Origin of the sequence: Pseudomonas sp. LM13 (assembly GCF_041381355.1) — a bacterium.
GTDB classification, from domain to species: Bacteria; Pseudomonadota; Gammaproteobacteria; order Pseudomonadales; family Pseudomonadaceae; genus Stutzerimonas; species Stutzerimonas frequens.
Map to the genome: position 1 here is coordinate 96,633 of NZ_JACBXH010000010.1, position 16,777 is coordinate 113,409.

Consider the following 16,777-nt stretch of genomic DNA (forward strand, 5'->3'; position numbering starts at 1 on the left):
GAGAGCTAGGGCGCCTACCCGGCGCACTCGGGATTCTGTGCACGCCCAGCAAGAAGAGAGTTAACGCTAAATGTCCACCCCTTCGAAGATCATCTATACCTTCACCGACGAAGCTCCAGCCCTGGCCACCTATTCGCTTCTTCCCATTGTAGAAGCCTTCGCAGCCTCCGCTGACATCTCCGTCGAAACACGCGACATCTCTCTTGCAGGGCGCATCCTTGCGGGCTTTGCCGATCAGCTGGATGCCGACAAGAAAGTCGAAGACGATCTGGCCAAGCTTGCCGAGCTGACCAATCAGCCCGACGCCAACATCATCAAGCTTCCCAACATCAGCGCCTCCGTTCCGCAGCTCAAGGCAGCCATCGCTGAACTGCAGGCCCTGGGTTACAACATTCCCAACTTCCCTGAAGACCCGCAAACCGACGCCGAGAAAGATGCGCGCGCACGTTACAGCAAGGTGCTCGGTAGCGCCGTGAACCCGGTGCTGCGCGAAGGCAACTCCGACCGCCGCGCTCCGGCCGCCGTCAAAGCCTATGCCCGCAAGCACCCGCATTCGATGGGCAAGTGGAGCAAGGCGTCGCAGTCGCACGCCGACTACATGCGCGGCGGCGACTTCTTCTCCAGCGAGCAGTCGATCACCATGGAAAAAGCCGGTGACGTGCGCATCGAGTTCGTTGGCAAGGACGGCAAGGTCGAGGTCAAGAAGCAGCTCGCCCTGCAGGCAGGCGAAGTGCTCGACGGCATGTTCATGAGCTGCAACAAGCTGCGCGCCTTCTTCGAAGACACCCTGCAGGACTGCAAGGAAACCGGCGTGATGTGGTCCCTGCACGTCAAGGCGACCATGATGAAGATCTCCCACCCGATCGTCTTCGGCCATGCCGTGAGCGTCTACTACAAGGACGTCTTCGACAAGTACGGCGATCTGTTCAAGGAGCTGGGCGTCAACCCGAACAACGGCATCAGCAGCGTCTACGACAAGATCAAGTCCCTGCCCGCTTCGCAGCAGGAAGAAATCCTGCATGACATCCATGAGGTCTACAGCCACCGTCCGGAAATGGCGATGGTCGACTCGGTCAAAGGCATCACCAACCTGCACATCCCGAGCGACGTGATCGTCGACGCCTCAATGCCGGCGATGATTCGCAACTCCGGCCAGATGTGGGGCAAGGATGGCAAGCAGAAGGACACCAAGGCGGTGATGCCGGAGAGCACCTACGCCCGCATCTACCAGGAAATGATCAACTTCTGCAAAACCAACGGCGCCTTCGACCCGGTCACCATGGGCAGCGTGCCGAACGTCGGTCTGATGGCGCAGAAGGCTGAGGAATACGGCTCGCACGACAAGACCTTTGAAATGCACGCCGACGGCACCATGCGCGTCGTACTGGCCGATGGCACCGTTCTGATGCAGCACGAGGTCGAGAAAGGCGACATCTGGCGCGCCTGCCAGACCAAGGACGCGCCGATCCGCGACTGGGTCAAGCTGGCCGTTACCCGCGCCCGCCAGTCCAACACCCCGGCCGTGTTCTGGCTGGACCCGGAGCGTGCCCACGACATGCAACTGCAGAAGAAGGTCGAAACCTATCTGCAGGAGCACGACCTGAGCGGCCTGGACATTCGCATCATGGGCTACAACGAGGCCATTCGCCTGAGCATGGAGCGCATGATCCGCGGCAAGGACACCATCTCCGTCACCGGCAACGTGCTGCGCGACTACCTGACCGACCTGTTCCCGATCATGGAACTGGGCACCTCGGCCAAGATGCTGTCCATCGTTCCGCTGATGGCCGGCGGCGGCATGTACGAGACCGGCGCTGGTGGCTCCGCACCGAAACACGTCCAGCAACTGGTGGAAGAAAACTATCTGCGCTGGGATTCGCTGGGTGAGTTCCTCGCCCTGGCGGTTTCGCTGGAGGAGACTGGCATCAAGACCGGCAACAGCAAGGCGAAGATCCTCGGCAAAACCCTGGACCAGGCCACTGGCAAGTTGCTGGACAACAACAAGTCCCCGGCGCGCAAGGTTGGCCAGATCGACAACCGCGGCAGCCACTTCTACCTGGCACTGTACTGGGCGCAAGCTCTGGCCGCGCAAGACGAAGATGCCGAGCTGAAGGCTCACTTCACTCCGCTGGCCAAGACTCTGACCGAGCAGGAAGCGGCCATCGTCGCCGAACTGGCAGCCGTGCAGGGCAAGCCGGTCGACATCGGCGGCTACTACCGCTCCAACCCGGAGCTGACCAGCAAGGTGATGCGCCCCAGCGCCACCTTCAACGCCGCCCTGGCCGCGCTGAACGCCTGAGTCGACACCTGAGCGTCGATACGAACCCCGGCCTTGCGCCGGGGTTCGTGCTTTCAGCGGTCTAGCTGCTGCTATGATCGCTTCATTTGCACAAGGCATCTCCATGGATTGGCAACCCCACATCACCGTCGCGACCGTAATCGAAGACCAGGGCCGCTTCCTCCTGGTGGAGGAGCTCAAGGCAGGCCGTCTGGTGCTCAACCAACCCGCCGGCCACCTGGAGGCCAATGAGAATCTGCGCGAGGCCGCCATTCGGGAAACGCTGGAGGAAACGGGCTGGGAGGTCGAGCTCACCGGCCTGATCGGCATCTACCTGTATACCGCTCCGAGCAACGGCGTCACCTATCAGCGCGTGTGCTTTGCCGCCAAGGCCCTGCGCCACGATGCGCAACGATCACTCGACGATGGCATCGTCGCAGCCCGCTGGTTGAGCCGCGAGGAGCTGGCCCAGCAACCCGAGCGCTGGCGCAGCGAACTGGTTCCGCGCTGCATCGATGACTACCTGGCCGGGCCGCTGCATCCGCTTGACGTCATTCGAAACTGATCTCACCTTCGTCACGCCAGCGTCAGCTGATAGAATTCGCCCCTTTGCAAAACCTTGGCGTACTTCTATGTCTGTTGCGACCCTCTCCGCCCCGGAAAACACCCGCGTTATCGTTGGCATGTCCGGCGGCGTCGACTCGTCCGTTTCCGCTCTCCTGCTGCTCGAACAGGGCTATCAGGTCGAAGGCCTGTTCATGAAGAACTGGGAAGAGGACGACGGCACGGAGTACTGCACCGCCAAGGAAGACCTGGCCGATGCCCAGGCCGTGTGCGACCGCATCGGCATCAAGCTGCACACCGCCAACTTTGCTGCCGAGTACTGGGACAACGTGTTCGAGCACTTCCTCGCCGAATACAAGGCCGGGCGCACGCCGAACCCGGACATCCTCTGCAACCGGGAAATCAAGTTCAAGGCGTTCCTCGATTACGCCCTGATGCTCGGTGCTGACCTCATCGCCACTGGCCATTACGTGCAGCGACGTGACCGCGATGGCCGCAGCGAACTGCTCAAGGGCCTCGACCCCAACAAGGACCAAAGCTACTTCCTGCATGCCGTCGGAGGCGAGCAACTGGCCAAGACGCTGTTTCCCGTCGGCGAGCTGGAGAAGCCCGAGGTCCGCGCGATTGCAGAGAAGCATGGTCTGGCCACGGCAAAGAAGAAGGATTCCACCGGCATCTGCTTCATTGGCGAACGGCGATTCAGTGATTTCCTCAAGCAGTACCTGCCGGCCCAACCGGGAAACATCGAAACGGTCGACGGCGAGGTGATCGGCCGTCACCACGGCCTGATGTATCACACCATCGGCCAGCGTCAGGGGCTCGGCATCGGCGGCCTCAAAGATGCCTCCGACGAGCCTTGGTATGTGCTGAGCAAGGATCTGCAGCGCAACGTGCTGATCGTCGGCCAGGGAAATGACCACCCGTGGCTGTTCTCCCGCGCGCTGCTGGCTTCCGAGATCTACTGGGTGAATCCCGTGGACCTCAGCGCCCCGCTCAAGCTGACCGCCAAGGTTCGTTATCGCCAGAGCGACCAGGCTTGCACGCTGGAACGGACGCCCGATGGCTATCGCGCAGTGTTCGAAGCGCCGCAACGCGCCGTCACGCCTGGCCAGTCGGTGGTGTTCTACGATGGCGAAGTCTGTCTCGGCGGCGGCGTCATCGAAAAGGCAGAACCCTGGTTCGAGGGCCGCCCATGAGTAATCTGGATGAACAGCTGATCGCGCTTGGGGCGGTATTCGAAGCCGCCACGCTGGTCGACCGCATTGCCCGAACCGGCCAGGTGCCGAATGCCGCGCTCGGCTGCATGCTCGGCAGTCTGCTGGCGCGCAACCCGCAGACTACGCTGGAAATCTATGGCGGCGACGACCTTAACCTGCGTGACGGCTACCGCGCGCTGGTCGGCGCGCTGGAACGCGACAGCAGCAGCCTGCAGCGAGAGCCGTTGCGCTATGCCCTGGCGATGATCGGCCTTGAGCGGCAGCTCGACAAACGCGACGACATGCTGCAGGTCATCGGAAGCCGGCTGGATCAGATTCAACAGCAGGTCGAGCACTTCGGCATCACCCACGAGAATGTCGTCGCCTCGTTCGGCGGGCTCTATCAGGACACGCTGAGCACCTTCCGTCAGCGCATCCAGGTCCAAGGCGACATGCGCCACCTGCAGCAGACCGACAATGCCGCCAAGATTCGCGCGCTGCTGCTCGCCGGCATCCGCTCCGCCCGCCTCTGGCGCCAGCTTGGCGGGCACCGCTGGCAGCTGATTTTCAGCCGGCGCAAGCTGCTCGATGCACTCTATCCTCGACTGCGCTCGACACAGAGCGAAGACCGATAACCGGGGAGAATGGACCGGGATGTGCCGCTACATTCGTGTATAATCTGCGCCCTTTTCGTTGCCCGACTGTCCGAGAATGCCCTCTATGCAGCTTTCCTCGCTCACGGCGGTTTCCCCCGTCGATGGCCGCTACGCCGGCAAAACCAGCGCCCTGCGCCCGATCTTCAGCGAATTCGGCCTGATTCGTTGCCGTGTCCAGGTCGAAGTCCGCTGGCTACAGCGCCTGGCAGCCCACCCGGGCGTTCCGGAAGTCGCGCCCTTCTCCGCCGAAGCCAATGCGCTGTTGAATCAGCTTGCCGAGGACTTCCAGCTGGAGCATGCCGAGCGCGTCAAGGAATTCGAGCGCACCACCAACCATGATGTAAAAGCCGTGGAGTACCTGCTCAAGGAGCAGGCCAAGCAGCTGCCTGAACTCGCCAAGGTCAACGAATTCATCCACTTCGCCTGCACCAGCGAAGACATCAACAACCTGTCCCACGCGCTGATGCTGCGCGAAGGCCGTGACACTGTTCTGCTGCCGCTGATGCGCCAGCTCGCCGACGCCATCCGCGGCCTGGCCGTGCAGTTCGCCGACGTGCCGATGCTGTCGCGCACCCACGGTCAGCCGGCCTCCCCGACTACCCTTGGCAAGGAACTGGCCAACGTGGTCTATCGCCTGGAGCGGCAGATCGCTCAGGTCGCCGCCGTGCCGCTGCTGGGCAAGATCAACGGCGCCGTGGGCAACTACAACGCCCACCTGTCCGCCTACCCCGACGTCGACTGGGAAGCCAACGCCCGTGAATTCATCGAGGGTGATCTGGGCCTGTCGTGGAACCCCTACACCACACAGATCGAGCCGCACGACTACATCGCCGAGTTGTTCGACGCCATTGCACGCTTCAACACCATCCTCATCGACTTCGATCGCGACATCTGGGGCTACATCTCTCTCGGTTACTTCAAGCAGAAGACCGTTGCCGGCGAGATCGGCTCTTCGACCATGCCGCACAAGGTCAACCCAATCGACTTCGAGAACTCCGAAGGCAACCTCGGCATCGCCAACGCACTGTTCCAGCACCTGGCCAGCAAGCTGCCGATTTCCCGCTGGCAGCGCGATCTGACCGACTCCACCGTCCTGCGCAACCTGGGCGTCGGCTTCGCCCACAGCGTCATCGCCTACGAGGCGAGCCTCAAAGGCATCGGCAAGCTGGAGCTCAACGCTGCCCGCATCGCCGAAGACCTCGATGCCTGCTGGGAAGTGCTGGCCGAGCCGGTACAGACCGTCATGCGTCGTTATGCCGTGGAGAATGCCTACGAAAAGCTGAAGGATCTGACCCGCGGCAAAGGCATTACGCCCGACGCGCTGCAGGCCTTCATTGACGGCCTCGACATTCCGGCCGAAGCCAAGGCGGAGCTGCGCAAGCTGACGCCGGCAAGCTACATCGGCAACGCTGCCGCTCAGGCCAAGCGCATCTGATCGCCCCCATGCCTGCACGCCCGGCTGTGCCGGGCGTTTTTATTTTCAGCTCTGCCATATAGAGCAAGGTGTTACGCATGACTTCTGATATTCCACTTCAAATTCTGGGCGGCATCAGTGCCCGGGAATTCCTGCGCGATTACTGGCAGAAGAAGCCGTTGCTGATCCGCCAGGCCATCCCGGGTTTTCAGAGCCCCATTTCGCCCGACGAACTGGCTGGTCTCTCGCTCGAGGAAGACGTCGAGTCCCGCCTGGTCATCGAGCACGGCGAAAGCCCCTGGGAGCTGCGCCGCGGTCCGTTCAGCGAGGACACTTACCAGCAACTGCCGGAGCGTGACTGGACATTGCTGGTGCAGGCGGTCGATCAGCTCGTACCGGACGTCGCCGAACTGATCGAACATTTCCGCTTTCTGCCGAACTGGCGCATCGACGATGTGATGATCAGCTATGCCGCCCCAGGCGGCGGCGTAGGGCCTCATTTCGACAACTACGATGTATTCCTGCTGCAGGCCCACGGCCAGCGCCGCTGGCGCATCGGGCAGATGTGCGACAGCGAAAGCCCGATGCTCGCCCATGGCGATCTGCGCATCCTCGCCGAGTTCCAGGGAACTGATGAATGGGTGTTGGAACCGGGCGATATGCTTTACCTGCCGCCCCGCCTCGCTCACTTCGGCACCGCCGAGGATGCCTGCATGACCTATTCGGTCGGCTTTCGCGCCCCAAGCGCCGCCGAAGTCCTGACCCACTTCACCGACTTCCTCGCACAGTTCCTGCCGGACGAAGAGCGGTACAGTGATGCCGACCTACAACCCAGCGATGATCCTTTCCAGATCCAGAGCGATGCCCTGGATCGGCTGAAGGCTCTACTCGCGGAGCATATGAGCGATGAGCGTCTGCTGCTCACCTGGTTCGGCCAGTTCATGACCGAGCCACGCTATCCGGAGCGTGTCGAAGGCCCGGAGCTCGGCGAGGAGGAACTTCTGTCGGCACTGGAGGACGGCGCGATACTGGTACGCAATCCGGCGGCCCGCCTGGCCTGGAGCGAAGTGGATATCGGCCTGCTACTGTTCGCCAGTGGTCAGAGCCGCCTGCTTCCCTCTAAGCTGCGCGAACTGTTGAGGTTGCTTTGTTCGGCCGACGCGCTGCATGTCGACAACGTCGGTCAGTGGCTGGGGGATGAGGATGGCCGCAGCCTCTTGTGCGAGCTGGTCAAGCAAGGAAGTCTGGAGTTTGCTGATGAATAGCGTTCAGGTACGGATCGCCGACTGGCAGCAGGACAATGCCGAATTACGGCGCATCCGCGAGGCCGTGTTCATTGCCGAGCAGGCCGTTCCGCCCGAGCAGGAGTGGGACGCCGACGATGCCGAAGCAGTGCACTTCCTCGCGCTCGAGGGAGGGTATCCGATCGGTACCGCACGGCTTCTGGCCGACGGGCAGATCGGTCGCGTAGCGGTACTGCGCGACTGGCGCGGCATGAACGTCGGCGACGCGCTGATGCATGCGGTCATTGCCGAAGCTGAGCGTCGCGGCCTGACCGAGCAAACGCTGACTGCGCAGGTTCATGCCACCGCGTTCTACGAGCGTCTCGGCTTCGAAGTCGTCAGCGACGAGTTCATCGAAGCTGGAATTCCCCACGTGGACATGCTCCGCCGGAGCCAGTGAGGCAAAATGAGCGACGACGTCCCGGAAGAGCGAAGTGAGCAGATCGAGCTGCCGGCTATCGATTTTCACTCCCCGGGACGCTTCGCCGTTCACAATCCACCCACCGACCTACCCGAGCCCGAAGCCTGGATGGCGGCTGCCTTCCTTCTCGGACAAGATGTCGGCATACAGCGTTTCGACAAAGCGAGCGAGGTTCGTCAGCATGCCCTGGCCATGCTGCAACAGGCGAGCCGCTCGGTGTGTATCTACAGCACCGATCTCGAACCCTGGCTCTATCACCACAGCACCATCCAGCACGCCTGCACTCGTCTCCTGCTGGCCCATCCCCGCAACCAACTGCGCATCCTCGTCGGCGATCCCACTCGCGCAGTGAAAGACGGCCATCGCTTTCTTCAGCTTGCCCGTCGGCTGACCAGCAATGTACATATCCGCAAGCTGAACCCCGACTATCCCGAGCAAAATGGTACCTATCTGATCGTCGACAGTTGTGGCCTGCTGGAGCGCCCCAAGACTGACCAGTATGCTGGCTTTGCCCTGTACCACGACCCTGCCCGCGTGCGTATACGCCAGTCGGAGTTCGACAAGGCATGGGATCATGGCCTATCGGACGCAAATCTGCGGAGTTTCCTGTTATGAACCCTCGTATCGCGCTGCTGGCCGTCGCGCTCAGCATCTGTCTGCCACTGCAAGCGGCAACCGAAGTCATTCAGCTCAACAACCGCATGGCCGAGGATGTGCTGCCGGTCGCCGAATCGGTACTGGGCGGTCAGGGCCGCGTCACCGCATACGGCAATCAACTCATCGTCAACGCACCGGATTCCCTAATCCGCGAGCTGCGGCAAGTGGTCGATCAGCTGGATGTAGCCCCCAAACGCCTGTTGATCAGCGTCGATACCCAAGACTCGGCTAGCAGCGCGACGGGAGGATATCGGGTAGACGGCTCGGTACGCGCCGGCGACGTGGAGTTCGAAACGGGCCGCGGCGAGTTCGGAGGCAGAGACCAGGTTCGCATCATTCGTCGCACTACCAACAGCCGGGACGGTGGCATTCAGCAGATCCAGGCCAGCGAGGGCTATCCGGCGCTCATTCAGGTTGGCCAGAGTGTTCCGCTGACGACTCAGGGCATCGATGGCTATGGCCAGATCTATCAGCAAACCCAGTATCGTGATGTGCTGCGTGGCTTCTACGCCACCGCCACGGTGCATGGCGATCGCGTGCAGATCAGTATCAGCAGCAGCCGCGACCGACTCGCTCAGGGCCGCAGTGGCGTCGTCGAAGTGCAGAATGCCGATACCCGCGTCAGTGGGCGCGTCGGCGAATGGATCACCGTGGGCGGTGTCGATGAAAGCGCGAGTTCTGATCAGCGCGGCACGCTGCGTCGCTATTCCACCCAGGGCAGCCAGAACCTTTCGATGCGCCTGAAAGTGGATGTTCTCGACTGAAACACTGCTGACGCGCAGAAGAATGTAGTGGCCTAAAAAAAACACTACAAAACCATTGACGGTGAAAAAACAGCGGCGCATTATTGGCCCGCTCCCGCTAACCAGGGGCCCTGGCAAGGGTCTCCGGGGCGTGCTCCAGCCAACCAGCCGAGCCGTTCCGTGACTGTACTGCCCACAAGGCGGACTGACGAGGTTGCGACTGGAACGAGTCGTCCCGAGGGACGGGGTAGCGATTGACGCATCAGCCAGTCTGACCAGCTTCTAGTTGTTGTAGCGCACACGGCAGCCACGCCGGCTGTGGGCGCAGCAACCGGAACCAGCCAGCCCGGCGGTCGTATCTCCCCTTCTCCTTGGTTCAATCCTCGTCCCGGTCGATATTTCGACGCTCTGCCGCGTGTTGCCCGCACTGATCAGCGATAGCAACGTAGGTTCGGTGGGAAAAAGTCGGTGCTCAACCACACTTATTTTTGAAGGATTGAACATGTCCGCATATCAAGACGACATCAAGGCAGTTGCCGCCCTGAAAGAGCAATACGGCAGCAGCTGGGCCGCCATCAACCCTGAGTCCGTCGCTCGCATGCGCGCCCAGAACCGCTTCAAGACCGGTCTGGAAATCGCTCAGTACACCGCCGACATCATGCGCAAGGACATGGCCGAGTACGACGCCGACTCGTCCGTCTACACGCAATCCCTCGGCTGCTGGCACGGCTTCATCGGTCAGCAGAAGCTGATCTCCATCAAGAAGCACCTGAAGACCACCAACAAGCGTTACCTCTACCTGTCCGGCTGGATGGTTGCTGCTCTGCGCTCCGAGTTCGGCCCGCTGCCGGACCAGTCGATGCACGAGAAGACTGCCGTTTCCGACCTGATCGAAGAGCTGTACACCTTCCTGCGTCAGGCTGACAGCCGTGAGCTGGACCTGCTGTTCACCGCTCTGGATGCTGCTCGTGAGGCCGGCGATTCCGCCAAGGCTGCTGAGATCCAGAGCCAGATCGACAACTACGAAACTCACATCGTCCCGATCATCGCAGACATCGACGCTGGCTTCGGCAACCCAGAAGCCACCTATCTGCTGGCCAAGCGCATGATCGAAGCAGGCGCTTGCTGCATCCAGATCGAGAACCAGGTTTCCGACGAGAAGCAGTGCGGCCACCAGGACGGTAAAGTGACCGTTCCGCACGCCGACTTCCTCGCCAAGATCGCTGCCGTTCGTTACGCCTTCCTCGAGCTGGGCATCGACAATGGCGTGATCGTTGCTCGTACTGACTCCCTGGGCGCCGGTCTGACCAAGCAGATCGCCGTGACCAAAGAGCCGGGCGACCTGGGCGACCTGTACAACTCCTTCCTGGATTGCGAAGAGATCTCCGAAGCCGAACTGGGCAACGGCGACGTCGTCATCAAGCGTGAAGGCAAGCTGCTGCGTCCGAAGCGTCTGCCGTCCAACCTGTTCCAGTTCCGCAAGGGCACTGGCGAAGACCGTTGCGTCCTGGACTGCATCACCTCCCTGCAGAACGGCGCTGACCTGCTGTGGATCGAAACCGAGAAGCCGCACGTTGGCCAGATCAAGGCCATGGTTGACCGCATCCGCGAAGTCATCCCGAACGCCAAGCTGGTTTACAACAACAGCCCGTCGTTCAACTGGACCCTGAACTTCCGTCAGCAGGTATTCGATGCCATGGTTGCCGAAGGCAAGGACGTGTCCGCCTACGATCGCACCAAGCTGATGAGCGTCGAGTACGACGAGACCGAACTGGCTCAGATCGCTGATGAGAAGATCCGTACCTTCCAGAAGGACGGTTCCGCTCACGCCGGCATCTTCCACCACCTGATCACCCTGCCGACCTACCACACCGCCGCGCTGTCCACCGACAACCTGGCCAAGGGCTACTTCGCCGAAGAAGGCATGCTGGCCTACGTGAAGGGCGTGCAGCGTCAGGAACTGCGTCAGGGTATCGCCTGCGTCAAGCACCAGAACATGGCGGGCTCCGACATCGGCGACAACCACAAGGAGTACTTCGCTGGCGAAGCTGCTCTGAAGGCGAGCGGTAAAGACAACACCATGAACCAGTTCCACTAAGAACCGGTTCGCAGCCTCACAGGCTGCAGGTGTGAAGAAGCCCTGGCATTCGCCGGGGCTTTTTTTTTCGACTGGTTGAGTAATGTACGGTTACGCTTCGTCGGCCCGCGCCCCACTGTCATTCTCTTGTCGCATACGAACCTTAGCGTCATGGCTCCGACAACAATCGTTATGGAGCTGCGCCGTGATTACTGAGAACAACGACATTCTGTTCGGCAACGGGGACGAGTTGCCCAGTAACCATTCGACGAATCCGCATATCCAGGATGTGATTTCCCTCGGCCGACGCAAAGTCCTCGCGGGCGGCGCAGCCATGGGCGCCCTGGCCTTTCTCGGCGCATCCCTTCCCGGCCTCGCGCAAGCGGCAGAGCCGATGGCCCGTGGCATCAAGGATGTTCCGTTCAGACGTCGTACCCGCCTGCCCTTTGCGCCAGTGGCTGTTACCCGGGCCGACACCATCACTGTACCCGCTGGCTATACCGCGACCACCTTCATTCCCTGGGGTACCCCTATTACCGGGCTCTACCCAGCCTGGCTGGAAGACGCCAGCAACAGTGCGGAAGATCAGGCCCAACAGGTCGGCATGCACCACGACGGAATGCACTTCTTCCCCATGAATGCGAGGCTGGGCGGTCGGCAGAGCGACCACGGCTTGCTGGTCCTCAATCACGAGTACATCGATGCCCCCCTGCTCCACCCTAACGGTCCGACCGTCGTGGATGGCAAGCGCGCTAATGTCGACGAGGTTCGCAAGGAGATCAATGCCCACGGCGTCTCGGTAGTCGAGATTCGTCGTGGTCCCCGGGGCGATTGGTCCGTGCTGCCCAGCTCACGCAATCGACGTATTACCGGTGCGACGCCGATGCGCATCGAAGGACCTGCACGAGGCCATGCCTTGATGCGAACTCGCTACAGCCCGAGTGGGACATCAACCCGTGGCACGCTCAACAACTGCTCCAATGGCCATACACCTTGGGGCACCTACCTGACCTGCGAAGAAAACTGGGCCGGTTACTTCGCCAGTGCTGATTCCGAGCTTCCACGTGAGCTCAGCCGCTACGGCGTGCGTGGTAGTGGCCGCTACGGATGGGAGACGGTCGCGGGCGACGAGTTCGAGCGCTTCAACGCAACGCGGACCGCAGCAGACGCCAGTGGTGATTATCGAAACGAGCCGAACACCTTCGGCTGGATCGTGGAGATCGACCCATTCGACCCTACCGCTACTCCCGTCAAGCACACCGCCTTAGGCCGCTTCGCTCACGAAGGCCTGGTGTTCGCCCCAGTAAAGCCTGGCCGTCCCGTTGTCTGCTATTCCGGAGATGACTCGCAGAACGAGTACATCTACAAGTACGTCAGCCGAGATCGTTATCGGCCACAGCGTAGCGATGGTCGCCTGCTGGACGACGGCACTCTTTATGTTGCGCGCTTCAACCCCGATGGCAGTGGCGACTGGCTGGCACTGGACTGTGACAACCTGGACTTCCAACGCGCTTGCGAAGCGGCCGGCATCCGATTCGCGGACCAGGGAGAAGTACTGGTCAATACGCGGCTGGCTGCCGACATTGTCGGCGCGACCAAGATGGACCGGCCAGAATGGGGCGCGGTCCACCCAGATACCGGCGATGTCTATTTCACCCTGACCAACAACAGCAGTCGCGAGCAGGCCATTCCGTCCAACCCACGGACGCCTAATGCTTACGGCCATATCATCCGTTGGCGCGAAGCCAGTCGGGATTTCGCCGGCACCCGATTCAACTGGGACCTCTATCTGCTCGCCGGTCCGGAAAGCGATAGCCGTTCCCCTGCAGGCCGCGCTCTCGACGGCAGCAACATCATGGCCAGCCCGGATGGCCTGTGGTTCGATGATGAGGGCCGCTTGTGGATTCAGACCGATATGAGCGGCAGTCAGCTGCGCACAGGGCCTTTTGGCAATAATCAGATGTTGGTTTCGGATCCAAGGAATGGTGAGACAAGACGCTTTCTCGTCGGCCCCTTGGGCGCTGAAGTGACAGGAATAACGGCAACTCCGGACTTCAGAACACTATTCGTGAACATACAACATCCTGGTGAAGGCTCCACATCGACAAATTTCACCAGCAGCTGGCCGGATGGAACGGGCCGCAGGCCAAGGTCGGCCACGGTCATCATCAGTCGCGAAGATGGGAAACGCCTGATGTAGCAATGGGGGGGGCGGGCTGCGAGCCCGCCCCTCGCTTTCACGCCCGCTCGGCGCCAGTTTCATCCGGCGCAGTGAACAATCCCCAGGTCGATATGAACAGCGCGGCGACAAGCGGGCCAATAACGAAGCCGTTCAGGCCAAACAACGCCAAGCCGCCAAGGGTTGAAATCAGCACGACATAATCTGGCATCTTCGTATCCTTGCCAACCAGGATAGGACGAAGGATGTTGTCTACCAAGCCAATCACCAGAACGCCGTAAAGGGTGAGTATCACTCCCTGCAGGATGGCACCGCTCATCAGGAAATAGATCGCTACGGGCGTCCAGATCAACGCAGCGCCTACTGCAGGCAGCAAAGATAGAAACGCCATTAGTACGCCCCAGAGCAACGCGCCGGAGATGCCGAGCACGGCGAATATGATGCCGCCCAGAGCACCTTGAGTTACGGCCACGACGATATTGCCCTTGACGGTTGCCCGCACCACCCGAGTGAACTTGTTGAAAAGCCGTCGCTTGTGCGCCTCGCTGAGCGGAATGGCCTGCCTGATCCGCGCAACCAGTTCTCTGCCGTCCCGGATAAAAAAGAACAGCAGATATAACATGACGAAAAAGCTCACTAGGAACTGGAATGTTCCCTGGCCGAAGCTGAATGCCTTGGTTGCGAGAAACTGACTGCCCTCGAGTGCGCCCGACGCCAGCCGCTCGCGCATGGAGTCTAGGTCACCGAAACCAAAACGCTGCAGCTGCATTTGCACCGATGGTGGTAACAGCTCTCTCAGGCCCGATACCAGACGGCCGATGTCCAACTCGCCGCTCTCGATCTGCTTGTAGAGCGTCGCGCCCTCCTGGACCAGCATGCCCGTAATCAAGATGACCGGCAGTACGGCAACCAGCAGACAAACCAGCAAGGTAAACAGCGCCGCCAGGTTACGGCGCTGCCTGAATCGCCGGTAGAGGTAGCGCTGCAGAGGCGCGAAGAGGATGGCGAGAATGACCGCCCAGAAGACTGCCCCGTAGAACGGCAAAAGGATCCAGCCGAATGCAAGGGAAACCACCACCAGCAGGACGAGGAAGACTTTATGCTCGAGCGTCGAGTTGACCATTATTGACCCTGTCGCTGCGTTTCGTACTGTTTAGTCAACGAGCGAGCGCGCGAGTGCGGGCCAGACAGATGATCAGGGATAGGGCCGTCGTTGTCCTGACGGCGGCCCACTTGCTTTATCGCTACAGTGTCATCGCAGCCAGCCAGCCGAATGCGAGCAGCGGCAGGTTGTAATGCAGGAATGTCGGTACGACGGTGTCCCAGATGTGGTTGTGCTGGCCATCGGCATTCAACCCGGCCGTGGGCCCTAGCGTGGAGTCGGATGCCGGAGACCCGCCATCACCCAACGCGCCTGCAGTGCCAACGAGACTCACAATCGCCAGCGGACTGAATCCCAGCTCGACACCAAGCGGCACGAAGATGGCAGCAATGATCGGCACGGTCGAAAACGACGAACCGATACCGATCGTCACCAGCAAGCCGACCAGCAGCATCAACAAAGCGCCAATGGCCTTGCTGTCGCCGATCCACGCGGTGGATGCGTCTACCAGCAGTGCCACCTCACCGGTTTCACGCATCACTTCAGCGAAACCGGCAGCAGCAATCATGATGAAGCCGATCATGGCCATCATTTTCATGCCGTCGGTAAACAGGTCATCCGCTTCCCGCCAGCGCACCACACCGGAAACCGAAAAGATCACGAACCCTGCGAGTGCGCCGAGAATCATCGAGTCCAGCCACAGCTGAATAACGAACGCCGCAGCAACGGCAATGCCTGCCACCACCAAGGTCAAAGGGCTGTAACGTACCGAACTGGGCTCTACCTGCTCGATGCGAGCAAGGTCATATTCACGCGGCTTGCGGTAGCTATAGAAGGCGATCGCCAGCCCCGACAACATGCCCAAAGCTGGGATCAGCATCGCCTGGGTGACCTTGATGCCGGTTACATCCACACCGCTTTTGGCAACGTTGGCCAGCAGAATCTCATTGAGGAAGATGTTGCCGAACCCAACCGGAAGAAACATGTAAGGAGTGATCAGCCCGAACGCGAGCACACAGGCAATCAGGCGCCGGTCGATCTTCATCTTCGACAGTACGTAAAGTAGCGGCGGAACCAGCAAAGGAATAAACGCAATATGAATCGGCAGGATGTTCTGGGACGAGATAGCTACCGCCAGCAGAAGTGCGATCATCATCCACTTCACCGCACCGGTGCCCTGGCCGCCTTGCTTTCCGACCAAAGCCAGAGCCTTGTCGGCAAGCGCGTGGGCCAGACCGCTCTTGCCGATGGCTACGGCGAACGCACCAAGCAGAGCATATGACAACGCCACTGTCGCTCCACCACCCAGGCCCTTGTTGAAAGCGGCGAGGCTGCCTTCGATACCCAACCCGCCAATCAACCCACCGGCCATGGCCCCGGCAATAAGTGCAACGACCACGTGCACGCGGCAAAGGCTCAAGACCAGCATGATGCCGACCGCCGCAACAACTGCGTTCATTTCAAATCTCCGTATAATCGACCAAGTCGCGTAGAAAAGCGCCGCACTCTGCAGCAACTGCGCGGAACTGTCAAAATCGGAACGGCACATTCAAGACGAATGAGCGTAATCTGAGTTGTCAGTAGCCGTTCCCTATCACTGGCTCGGCGTTAGCGGTACCAGCTTTTTACTGAGCAGACAAAACCCAACGCGATGATCACTCACCACGGTATTCACAACCGCTTGTGCAGGTCTCGTGAATGCGGACGCGGGAAAGCTCTGGAAGCAGCGGCTTCAGCTCGTTCCAGATCCATTTCGCCAGGTTCTCGCTGGTGGGGTTTTCCAGACCGGGGATGTCGTTCAGATAGTTGTGATCCAAACGCTCGTAGAGCGGTTTGAAGATGGATTTCAGCTCACCGAAATCCCGAATCCAACCAGTATGTGGATCCACTGGCCCACTTATATACAAGGCAACACGGAAGGAGTGGCCATGCAGCCGCCCGCATTTGTGTCCTTGCGGTACGTGCGGCAAACGGTGCGCCGACTCGAATGTGAATTCTTTGAATATTTCCACTGTATGCACTCGTAATCTGATCGCGACGAAGCGCGCAATTTTACGCGCTTTGCTCGCGTGATTCATGCACAGAGGTTGCTACGCAGGGCAGTCACCGCCAAAGGGAGCAGCTGCGGTAACTTGTCGGCATCAAAAAATCGGTGATCCTGCAGCCTTTCCGCGCCCCAAAAGCAAACCCCCGACCAGCATATGCGA

At 60.6% G+C, this 16,777-nt stretch carries 14 protein-coding genes; 11 read left to right on the forward strand and 3 right to left on the reverse strand.

What is annotated here, in order from left to right; all coding sequences use genetic code 11:
- Window positions 1-70 precede the first annotated feature (70 nt).
- The 11 genes from HZR81_RS09555 to HZR81_RS09605 all read left to right on the forward strand — a co-directional run bounded on the left by HZR81_RS09555 (window position 71) and on the right by HZR81_RS09605 (window position 13,489).
- Window positions 71-2,299: an NADP-dependent isocitrate dehydrogenase gene (locus HZR81_RS09555; protein ID WP_152481333.1), complete on the forward strand. Its 2,229-nt coding sequence runs from the start codon at window positions 71-73 to the stop codon at window positions 2,297-2,299.
- A gap of 103 nt (window positions 2,300-2,402) precedes the next feature.
- Complete coding sequence (locus HZR81_RS09560) at window positions 2,403-2,843, forward strand: NUDIX hydrolase (protein ID WP_063541725.1); 441 nt, start codon at window positions 2,403-2,405, stop codon at window positions 2,841-2,843.
- 67 nt (window positions 2,844-2,910) lie between these two features.
- Window positions 2,911-4,038 (forward strand): tRNA 2-thiouridine(34) synthase MnmA, encoded by a 1,128-nt coding sequence (mnmA, locus tag HZR81_RS09565; protein WP_500127955.1) that lies wholly within the window; start codon window positions 2,911-2,913, stop codon window positions 4,036-4,038.
- Window positions 4,035-4,673, forward strand: coding sequence for a high frequency lysogenization protein HflD (hflD, locus tag HZR81_RS09570; protein WP_102840969.1), 639 nt, complete (start codon window positions 4,035-4,037; stop codon window positions 4,671-4,673). Before mnmA ends, hflD begins: the two co-directional genes overlap by 4 nt.
- Before the next feature lie 85 nt (window positions 4,674-4,758).
- Window positions 4,759-6,129 carry an adenylosuccinate lyase gene (gene purB, locus HZR81_RS09575; RefSeq protein WP_102840968.1) on the forward strand — a complete coding sequence of 457 codons (1,371 nt, stop codon included), beginning with the start codon at window positions 4,759-4,761 and terminating at the stop codon, window positions 6,127-6,129.
- Between the two features lie 77 nt (window positions 6,130-6,206).
- A complete protein-coding gene (locus tag HZR81_RS09580) occupies window positions 6,207-7,373 on the forward strand; it encodes a ribosomal protein uL16 3-hydroxylase (RefSeq protein WP_500127956.1) in 1,167 nt (388 codons plus the stop codon).
- A complete protein-coding gene (locus HZR81_RS09585; protein WP_063541735.1) occupies window positions 7,366-7,791 on the forward strand; it encodes a GNAT family N-acetyltransferase in 426 nt (141 codons plus the stop codon). Before HZR81_RS09580 ends, HZR81_RS09585 begins: the two co-directional genes overlap by 8 nt.
- Window positions 7,792-7,797: 6 nt before the next feature.
- Window positions 7,798-8,427: a DUF7931 domain-containing protein gene (locus tag HZR81_RS09590; protein WP_500127957.1), complete on the forward strand. Its 630-nt coding sequence runs from the start codon at window positions 7,798-7,800 to the stop codon at window positions 8,425-8,427.
- Window positions 8,424-9,233 (forward strand): secretin N-terminal domain-containing protein, encoded by an 810-nt coding sequence (locus HZR81_RS09595; protein WP_500127958.1) that lies wholly within the window; start codon window positions 8,424-8,426, stop codon window positions 9,231-9,233. The genes HZR81_RS09590 and HZR81_RS09595 overlap by 4 nt, the downstream gene beginning before the upstream one ends.
- 481 nt (window positions 9,234-9,714) lie before the next feature.
- On the forward strand, window positions 9,715-11,310 hold the full coding sequence (locus HZR81_RS09600) for an isocitrate lyase (protein WP_063541741.1): 1,596 nt from the start codon (window positions 9,715-9,717) through the stop codon (window positions 11,308-11,310).
- A gap of 184 nt (window positions 11,311-11,494) precedes the next feature.
- The gene (locus HZR81_RS09605) at window positions 11,495-13,489 is read left to right on the forward strand and encodes a PhoX family protein (RefSeq protein WP_500127959.1); all 1,995 of its coding nucleotides are present in this window, start codon (window positions 11,495-11,497) and stop codon (window positions 13,487-13,489) included.
- 37 nt (window positions 13,490-13,526) lie between these two features.
- Here HZR81_RS09605 and HZR81_RS09610 read toward each other — a convergent pair whose 3' ends face one another.
- The 3 genes from HZR81_RS09610 to queD form a co-directional block, all read right to left on the reverse strand.
- Window positions 13,527-14,591: an AI-2E family transporter gene (locus HZR81_RS09610; RefSeq protein ID WP_326428440.1), complete on the reverse strand. Its 1,065-nt coding sequence runs from the start codon at window positions 14,589-14,591 to the stop codon at window positions 13,527-13,529.
- A 121-nt stretch (window positions 14,592-14,712) separates the two neighbouring features.
- Entirely contained in the window at window positions 14,713-16,029 is a 1,317-nt protein-coding gene (locus HZR81_RS09615) for a Na+/H+ antiporter family protein (protein ID WP_500127961.1), read from the reverse strand.
- Window positions 16,030-16,225: 196 nt separating this feature from the next.
- A complete protein-coding gene (queD, locus tag HZR81_RS09620; protein WP_026006452.1) occupies window positions 16,226-16,582 on the reverse strand; it encodes a 6-carboxytetrahydropterin synthase QueD in 357 nt (118 codons plus the stop codon).
- Window positions 16,583-16,777: the final 195 nt, after the last annotated feature.

Excerpts from the sequence above, each read along its gene's own strand:
- HZR81_RS09555 (WP_152481333.1), top strand. The coding sequence starts at position 71 with ATGTCCACCCCTTCGAAGATCATCTATACCTTCACCGACGAAGCTCCA.
- HZR81_RS09560 (WP_063541725.1), top strand. The coding sequence starts at position 2,403 with ATGGATTGGCAACCCCACATCACCGTCGCGACCGTAATCGAAGACCAG.
- mnmA (WP_500127955.1), top strand. The coding sequence starts at position 2,911 with ATGTCTGTTGCGACCCTCTCCGCCCCGGAAAACACCCGCGTTATCGTT.
- hflD (WP_102840969.1), top strand. The coding sequence starts at position 4,035 with ATGAGTAATCTGGATGAACAGCTGATCGCGCTTGGGGCGGTATTCGAA.
- purB (WP_102840968.1), top strand. The coding sequence starts at position 4,759 with ATGCAGCTTTCCTCGCTCACGGCGGTTTCCCCCGTCGATGGCCGCTAC.
- HZR81_RS09580 (WP_500127956.1), top strand. The coding sequence starts at position 6,207 with ATGACTTCTGATATTCCACTTCAAATTCTGGGCGGCATCAGTGCCCGG.
- HZR81_RS09585 (WP_063541735.1), top strand. The coding sequence starts at position 7,366 with ATGAATAGCGTTCAGGTACGGATCGCCGACTGGCAGCAGGACAATGCC.
- HZR81_RS09590 (WP_500127957.1), top strand. The coding sequence starts at position 7,798 with ATGAGCGACGACGTCCCGGAAGAGCGAAGTGAGCAGATCGAGCTGCCG.
- HZR81_RS09595 (WP_500127958.1), top strand. The coding sequence starts at position 8,424 with ATGAACCCTCGTATCGCGCTGCTGGCCGTCGCGCTCAGCATCTGTCTG.
- HZR81_RS09600 (WP_063541741.1), top strand. The coding sequence starts at position 9,715 with ATGTCCGCATATCAAGACGACATCAAGGCAGTTGCCGCCCTGAAAGAG.
- HZR81_RS09610 (WP_326428440.1), bottom strand. The coding sequence starts at position 14,591 with ATGGTCAACTCGACGCTCGAGCATAAAGTCTTCCTCGTCCTGCTGGTG.
- HZR81_RS09615 (WP_500127961.1), bottom strand. The coding sequence starts at position 16,029 with ATGAACGCAGTTGTTGCGGCGGTCGGCATCATGCTGGTCTTGAGCCTT.